Origin of the sequence: Actinocrinis sp., from assembly GCF_035605935.1 — a bacterium.
Taxonomy (GTDB): Bacteria; Actinomycetota; Actinomycetes; order Streptomycetales; family Catenulisporaceae; genus Actinocrinis.
The window spans coordinates 53,638-60,796 of sequence record NZ_DATNGK010000140.1; the positions used below are offsets into that span (position 1 = coordinate 53,638).

A 7,159-nucleotide genomic window follows, 5' to 3' on the forward strand; every position below is an offset into this window, starting at 1 on the left:
GTTCAGGGGCTGACAACCACGTGCCCTATCCGGGCGCCGGCCGAGCGATCGCCGGCCGGATCGCGGATCGGGCCGTTAGTCTGGTCGAAAGGATCACAGTCGTGAGCAACGAAGCACCCACGACTAGCACTCCGTTGACCGTCGCCGACCCCGCGCCGCTTGGGCTGTCAGGGTTCGCGATGACCACCCTGGCGCTCTCCTTCGGCAACGCCAACATCATCAAGGAGACCGGCGCGATCACCGTCGTGCTGGGCTTGGCCGCGTTTTACGGCGGTCTCGCGCAATTGCTGGCTGGCATGTGGGAGTTCAAGCGCGGCAACACCTTCGGCGCCACCGCGTTCAGCTCGTTCGGCGCGTTCTGGCTTTCCTACTGGTGGATCGTCACCCACCTGAGCGCGGCCAGCGGCGACGTGCACCAGGCGATCGGCCTCTATCTCATCCTCTGGGCGATCTTCACCGGGTTCATGACGGTCGCGGCGCTGCGCACTTCGATGGCCGTACTCGCGGTCTTCGTGCTCCTGACGCTCGCCTTCATCTTCCTCGGCATCGGCGCATTCCAGAACGGCATGCCGGCTCCGGACGCGATGACGAAGGTCGGCGGCTGGATCGGGATCGCCACCGGCGTCGTAGCCTGGTACGCGGCAGCGGCCACAGTCATCAACGCGACACACCGGCGGGACGTGCTGCCCACCCTGCCGCGCTGAGCTGGGATAGTCAGCTAACGAACCAATCCTCCGCAGCGATGCGGCGGCCGTAGCACGACTGGGGCTGAAGCCGGACGATGGCAGATGCTCGTACCGCACCGCCGGCGGGGCGCCAAGCGCGCCTTCGCCGGCGGTGTGGTCTAGACCTTTTATCTCGGAAACCCTTGCGTAACAGCATGAGTACTGGTGTGCTTTAGGCCTGAGAGACGCTCACACCGACTACGGCGGTGCGGCGCTTCGCCGTGCCCCCGACCGGCCCGCAACGGACATCATTGACGAGGAGTTCGTGTGTCCAACGAGACGCTGTCGAACCTGTTGAACGAGGAGAGGCGGTTCGAACCGCCGGCCGAACTGGCGGCGGCGGCGAACGTGACGGCCGAGGCCTACGCGCGGGCCGATGAGGACCGTCTGGCCTTCTGGGAGGCCCAGGCGAACCGGCTGGCCTGGGCGCAGCCCTGGACCGAGGTGCTGGACTGGTCGAACCGGCCCTTCGCCAAGTGGTTCATCGGCGGCAAGCTGAACGCCGCGTACAACTGCGTCGACCGGCACGTCGAGGCCGGGCACGGCGACCAGGTGGCGATCCACTTCGAGGGTGAACCCGGCGACACCCGCACCATCACTTACGCGGAACTGCAGCGTGAGGTGTCGAAGGCGGCGAACGCGCTGATCGAGCTCGGCGTGCAGACCGGCGATCGGGTCGCCATCTACATGCCGATGATCCCGGAGACCGTCTTCGCGATGCTGGCCTGCGCCCGAATCGGCGCACCGCACTCCGTGTGCTTCGCCGCCTTCTCGGCGGAGGCACTGCGCGCGCGAATCGAGGACGCCAGCGCCAAGGTGCTGATCACCGTCGACGGGTACAACCGGCGCGGCGCGGTGGCGAGCCTCAAGCCGAATGCGGATGAGGCGGCGAGCGGCGCCGCAACCGTCGAAAAGGTGCTGGTCGTGCGGCGTACCGGACACGACGTGCCTTGGAACGCCGAGCGCGACGTGTGGTGGCACGAACTGGTGGACCGCCAGTCCGACCAGCACACGCCCGAGGCGTTCGACTCGGAGCACCCGCTGTTCATCCTCTATACCTCGGGCACGACCGGTAAGCCCAAGGGCATCCTGCACACGACCGGCGGTTACCTCACGCAGGTCTCGTACACGCACAACGCAGTGTTCGACCTGAAGCCGGAGACGGACGTTTACTGGTGCACGGCGGACGTCGGCTGGGTGACCGGGCACTCGTACATCGTCTACGGGCCGCTGTCGAACCGCGCGACGCAGGTCATGTACGAGGGCACGCCGGACACCCCGCACCAGGGCCGGTTCTGGGAGAACATCCAGAAGTACAAGGTCAGCATCCTGTACACGGCGCCGACCGCGATCCGGATGTTCATGAAGTGGGGCGACGACATCCCCGCGAAGTTCGACCTCTCCTCGCTGCGCGTGCTCGGCTCGGTGGGCGAGCCGATCAACCCCGAGGCTTGGATCTGGTACCGGGAGCACATCGGCGGCGGGCGCACCCCGATCGTCGACACCTGGTGGCAGACCGAGACGGGCGGCATCATGATCTCGCCGTTGCCGGGCGTGACCGCCACCAAGCCGGGTTCGGCGATGCGGCCGCTGCCGGGCATCTCGGCGAACGTGGTGAGCAAGGAGGGCGAGATCGTCCCGAACGGCGGCGGCGGCTTCCTGGTGCTCGACCAGCCCTGGCCGTCGATGCTGCGCGGCATCTGGGGCGACCCGGAGCGCTACCGCGAGACGTACTGGTCGCGGTTCGCCGCGCAGGGCTTCTACTTCGCCGGAGACGGCGCGAAGAAGGACAACGACGGCGACCTGTGGCTGCTTGGCCGGGTGGACGACATCATGCTGGTGTCAGGGCACAACATCTCCACCACAGAGGTCGAATCCGCACTGGTATCGCACCCGTCGGTGGCTGAGGCCGCTGTGGTCGGTGCGAAGGACGAGACCACCGGTCAACGCATCGTCGCCTTCGTGATCCTGCGCGGCGGTAAGGCGGAGGGCGAGGAGCTCGACGCCGAGCTCAAGGCGCACGTCTCGAAGGAGATCGGGCCGATCGCCAAGCCGAAGCAGATCCAGTTCGTTTCCGAACTGCCTAAGACCCGCTCCGGCAAGATCATGCGGCGGCTGCTCAAGGACGTGGCCGAGGACCGCGCGCTGGGTGACACCACAACGCTGACCGACGCCTCCGTCATGGAGCTCATCAAGGAGAAGCTCCCGCACGCGAGCGAGGACTGAGTAGCGGGAGCGGTAGATAGACGGTTGCGCGGCGTGTGTCCGATCATCTCTGGATCGGACACACGCCGCGTGGCGTTTTGCGGCGGCTGTGCGTTGCGGCGGGCGGCCGAGCGGCGCCGCCGATGGCTGCGTCAGTAGCCGAAGGACAACCAGGGCTCCAAGTCGGTCGCGAAGGCACGCGACGCCTCGGCCAGCGCCCCGCTGCGTCGCTCCTCGACCAGGCCAGCCGCGCCGAGTGCGGCAAGGGAGTTACCGCCGAGGAACACCGAGCCGAGTTCGCGCACGCCGAGTGCCAGGTCCGGCACCGCGGTGGTGCGTTCGCAGGTGGCGCCCTTTTCGCCGCCGGCGAGTCGCCAGCGTCCGGCGTTCCAGGGACAGAAGGGGTCTGCGACATCGATGACGACGTCGATCTGCGCAGAGTACGTCCGCGAGGCGAGTGCACGATCTATGTCGACGAGGCGGACGTACATCGCATCCCGCACGCGTGGGCTCGCAGCCCGGACGTTCTCGAGCAGGTGCATAGGTGGGCCGTCGAGCGGGATACCAGGGAGCGACGTGGTGTTCGTCAGGTCAATGCTCGTGAGGTACTCCAGCAGCGCCGCGTAGGACGCAGCGTCGTCTGCGTAAAGCTCTGCGACCCCTACGTCGCCAGTCGGGGTAGGCATGCCGAATTGCCGTTTGATGCGGTAGTGCGCATACCCGACTGCTTGGCCATCGCACTCGGCGAGCACTGTGCGCATCTTCGAGCGGCCAGCGCGCCATTCGTCGGGATCCGCGATGCAGACCTTGGCCCACTCAGCCGTGCGCACGAGCATTCCGGGACGGGTGAGCAACTGTCGCGCGTAGATCTGTTCGCAGAGTTCCAGGGACTGCGCGGTCGGAATCAAACGAAGCGTCACGGCGTCAATGCCTTGTGGCTTGCGCAGCGCGCTGTGCGAGCGCGGGATCGTCAGCTGGGCACTGCGCGACGCAAGGCCATAGCCGAAGCGTCCATAGATCGGCGGTTCGGTGGCGGTCAGCCCGGCGACGGCTTCGCCGCCTGACTCGTGCAGACCGTGCAATTGATGGCGCATCATCGAGCGCAGAATGCCGCGCCGCCGGTGCGTAGGCATGACACTCACCCAGCTGACTCCGGCCAGTGGGACCCGGCCGCCGGGAACAGTCATCTCGAAGGTGAAGATCGAGGCGCCGCCAACGATCTGCGGGCCGTCGAACACGCCGATCGTCCGGTCCGCCTCCAGCAGCTGCTTGTCGATCTCGCGCAACGCGGCGCTCTGCGGTTCGGATCCGAACGCCAGCTCGTCGAGGCTGAAGAACTGGTCGAACTCGCTCTCGGCGAGACTGCGCGGGGCGGATAGCTCTGTCGGCATGGCTCATGCGTAACACGTGAGACGACCGAAAGCGACCGGATTTCGAGGCGGGCCAGGTCAGCCGCACCCCCATTATCGAGAAGACGATTTGTCGATAAATCGATAGGTAAACTTGTAGCTATTCAGGGGCGTGCGATGAGAGGCAGCGCGCCGCGAGGACCGGCCGGGCAAGCCGAACAAGCACGGGCAAGAAGCCACGCGATCAGCCCAATGACCGCATGGACTGACAAATCCAGGGGTACTTGTGCCGGGACCTGCCCACCGACCGCCCTGCACGTTGTCGTATGCACCCTGGAGGTAGCCGTGGCCGCGACCGTCGGTTCCCCGTCCGACCGCCTGGACACTGACCACAAGCTCTCCGCATTGGTCACATCCGCGACCAAGGACCTCTCCAGCCTTGTGCGCGACGAGATCGCACTGGCCAAGGCGGAGTTGCGCCGGGACACAAAGCAAGCTGCGATGGGTGGCGCGCTCTTCGCCGTCGCCGGGCTGCTCTCCCTGTTCGCGCTGATCATGTTCTCGTTCGCGATCGCCTACGGCATCAACGCGGCCGGGATCGGGCTAGCCTGGGCCTGGCTCATCGTCGGCGGCGGGTACATCCTGCTTGCCGGGCTGCTCGGCGGGATAGGGATGCTGCGGCTTAAGAAGATCCGCGGCGTGGACGCGACGAAGCGGAGCACGAACGAGTCGATCGCGGTGATCAAGCGGTCCGTGCGCTAACCGTCCGACGCTGGAGCAAGGTCTAGACCGTCAGCCGTCTTTCAGCGCCTCAAGTCGCCCAACCCACCCCTTTGCGACACCGCATGGACAGCCGGGTGTGCCATGCTGGCGCCCATGCCTTCAGACCTGTCACCGGTGTACGTGGAGGGCGCCTGGACCCATCGTGAGGTCTCCGCGAACGGCGCCCGCTTCCACGTCGTCGAGCTCGGCGAGGGCCCGCTGGTGCTTTTCCTGCACGGTTTCCCGCAGTTCTGGTGGACCTGGCGGGAGCAGCTGATCGCCTTCGCGCAGGCCGGTTACCGCGCGGCGGCGATGGATTTGCGAGGGTTCGGCGGCAGCGACAAGACGCCGCGAGGCTACGATCCGATAACACTGACCATGGACGTCACCGGAGTCATCCGTGCGCTCGGTGAGGCGAACGCCGCAGTGATCGGGCACGGCTGGGGTGCCACGCTCGGCTGGACCGCCGCGACCCTGCGCGCGAAGACGGTACGGCGACTCGTAGTCGTCGGCGCGGGGCATCCCCGGCGGCAACGTACCGCGCTGCTCACGGACCCGGCCCAGATCAGCGCGAGCAAGCACGTGTTCGCGGCGCAGCGCCCGCTGGCCGCCGAGAAATCGCTGCTGCGTGACGGCGGCGCGGCGGTGGGCCGGATGCTGCGCGAGTGGAGCGGCCCGGAGTGGCCGCCGGAAGACGTGGTCGACCGGTACGAACAAGCGATCATGATCCCGGGTGTCGCGCACTGCTCGCTGGAGTACTTCCGCTGGTGGGTGCGTTCGTTGCCGCGTCCTGACGGGCTCCAGTACCAGCAGCGGATGCGTACACCGACAGAGGTGCCGACGTTGCATCTGCACGGAGCGCTGGATCGCTCGGTGCTCACAAGCACGGCTCGCGGCTCGGGCCGGCACGTGAACGCGCCGTACCGCTGGCGGCTGCTCGAAGGCGTCGGCCACTTCCCCCAGGAAGAAGCGCCCAAGGTGTTCAACACCGAGGTGCTGAACTGGCTCGCGGACGACGAACCGGACCGTTAGCCCAGCCCGGCGGGCGGCGGGCGACCGCCCACGTGCCTTGGACGACTACTGATGACTACTTGTGTGTGAGCGGCGTCGTGGCGAAGTAGAGGGATACGAACGCGCCGACCGCCATGAGCGGAGTGAGGAACGCCGTCTCCAACTTCTCGCCGGTGTGCTTGATCAGCGGTATGCCGAACCGGGCGGGAATCGGCCACAGCAGCGGGCAGCCTCGGTCGGTGAGGCAGTCGCCGGCGAGATGCGTCAGTGCGCCGAGGCCGACGGCAACTGGCAGCCAGGTCGGATCCGAGCTGATCCAACGGTCCATCAGGAACGTTCCGCCGACCGCGAGCAAGAGCACTACACCCCACGAGTGGATGCCCTTACCGGGAGGGCAGAGATGCAGTGCCCGTATGGCGAGCGAGAGCAGTAGGTAGACCAGACCAAGCGTGAAGGGGCGCCCTAGGTAGTGCGCTCCGGCCCAGGTGCCGCCAGTTACTCCGGCCACGAACAGCAGCGAGTGTGTGGCGTGCCGGTGACCGCCCGAGATCCACTCGACGAATCGGCAGAACGTGTGCGAGATCGGACCGAGGAAGTGCGCGATCGTGCCGTCAGGGTGGTCGAAGTCCGGTAGCAGCGCGGAGCCCGCAGTGATGAACGTGCCGAGCAAGATGTCCTTGGTCTGCAGGTGAGCCGGCCACACCGCGGCCGGCACCCAGGCAGCGGCGGCGGCCCAAGCGAGCGCGCCGCTGGTCGAATGCGAGTGTCCGAGCACGGATTACGCCCCCCAAGTCGCGAGCCACAGGCCGATCCCGGCCAACTGCCGATCAGACAGTAGCAACTATCTAGATCACTGCTGCGGACAGGACGCTGTGACACTCGGAGACGGTGACATTCAGAGATGGTGGCACGCAGAGTCGGTGACACGCAGAGTCGGTAACACGCAGAGACATTGCAGCGCGTTGAAGCGTCAGATAGCGCAGCCTTGAGTGTCCACCGCGCTCGTCGCGCTCGCGCCCTGGTTCGCATCAGGCTTGACCTGATTCGCAGTCAGGGCGTAGCCAGTTGACGCATCCTCCAACGACTTGGCGAACACCACGCCGTACA

At 66.7% G+C, this 7,159-nt stretch carries 6 protein-coding genes and 1 pseudogene; 4 read left to right on the top strand and 3 right to left on the bottom strand.

Annotated elements, in window-relative coordinates:
• Positions 1–101: 101 nt before the first annotated feature.
• Together VN779_RS12120 and acs are read left to right on the top strand one after the other, a co-directional pair.
• Positions 102–704: an acetate uptake transporter gene (locus VN779_RS12120; protein WP_325722591.1), complete on the top strand. Its 603-nt coding sequence runs from the start codon at positions 102–104 to the stop codon at positions 702–704.
• Positions 705–992: 288 nt separating this feature from the next.
• The gene (gene acs, locus VN779_RS12125) at positions 993–2,951 is read left to right on the top strand and encodes an acetate--CoA ligase (RefSeq protein WP_325722592.1); all 1,959 of its coding nucleotides are present in this window, start codon (positions 993–995) and stop codon (positions 2,949–2,951) included.
• A gap of 131 nt (positions 2,952–3,082) precedes the next feature.
• On the opposite strand, the gene VN779_RS12130 is transcribed toward acs, so the two are convergent.
• Positions 3,083–4,321 carry a GNAT family N-acetyltransferase gene (locus tag VN779_RS12130; RefSeq protein ID WP_325722593.1) on the bottom strand — a complete coding sequence of 413 codons (1,239 nt, stop codon included), beginning with the start codon at positions 4,319–4,321 and terminating at the stop codon, positions 3,083–3,085.
• Between the two features lie 303 nt (positions 4,322–4,624).
• Here VN779_RS12130 and VN779_RS12135 point away from each other — a divergent pair, with 303 nt between their 5' ends.
• Together VN779_RS12135 and VN779_RS12140 are read left to right on the top strand one after the other, a co-directional pair.
• Entirely contained in the window at positions 4,625–5,041 is a 417-nt protein-coding gene (locus tag VN779_RS12135) for a phage holin family protein (RefSeq protein WP_325722594.1), read from the top strand.
• A 114-nt stretch (positions 5,042–5,155) separates the two neighbouring features.
• On the top strand, positions 5,156–6,073 hold the full coding sequence (locus tag VN779_RS12140; protein WP_325722595.1) for an alpha/beta hydrolase: 918 nt from the start codon (positions 5,156–5,158) through the stop codon (positions 6,071–6,073).
• Between the two features lie 55 nt (positions 6,074–6,128).
• Here VN779_RS12140 and VN779_RS12145 read toward each other — a convergent pair whose 3' ends face one another.
• Together VN779_RS12145 and VN779_RS26465 are read right to left on the bottom strand one after the other, a co-directional pair.
• A complete protein-coding gene (locus tag VN779_RS12145) occupies positions 6,129–6,827 on the bottom strand; it encodes a metal-dependent hydrolase (protein WP_325722596.1) in 699 nt (232 codons plus the stop codon).
• A 195-nt stretch (positions 6,828–7,022) separates the two neighbouring features.
• Positions 7,023–7,159, bottom strand: a pseudogene (locus VN779_RS26465) (serine protease); the annotation flags it as partial.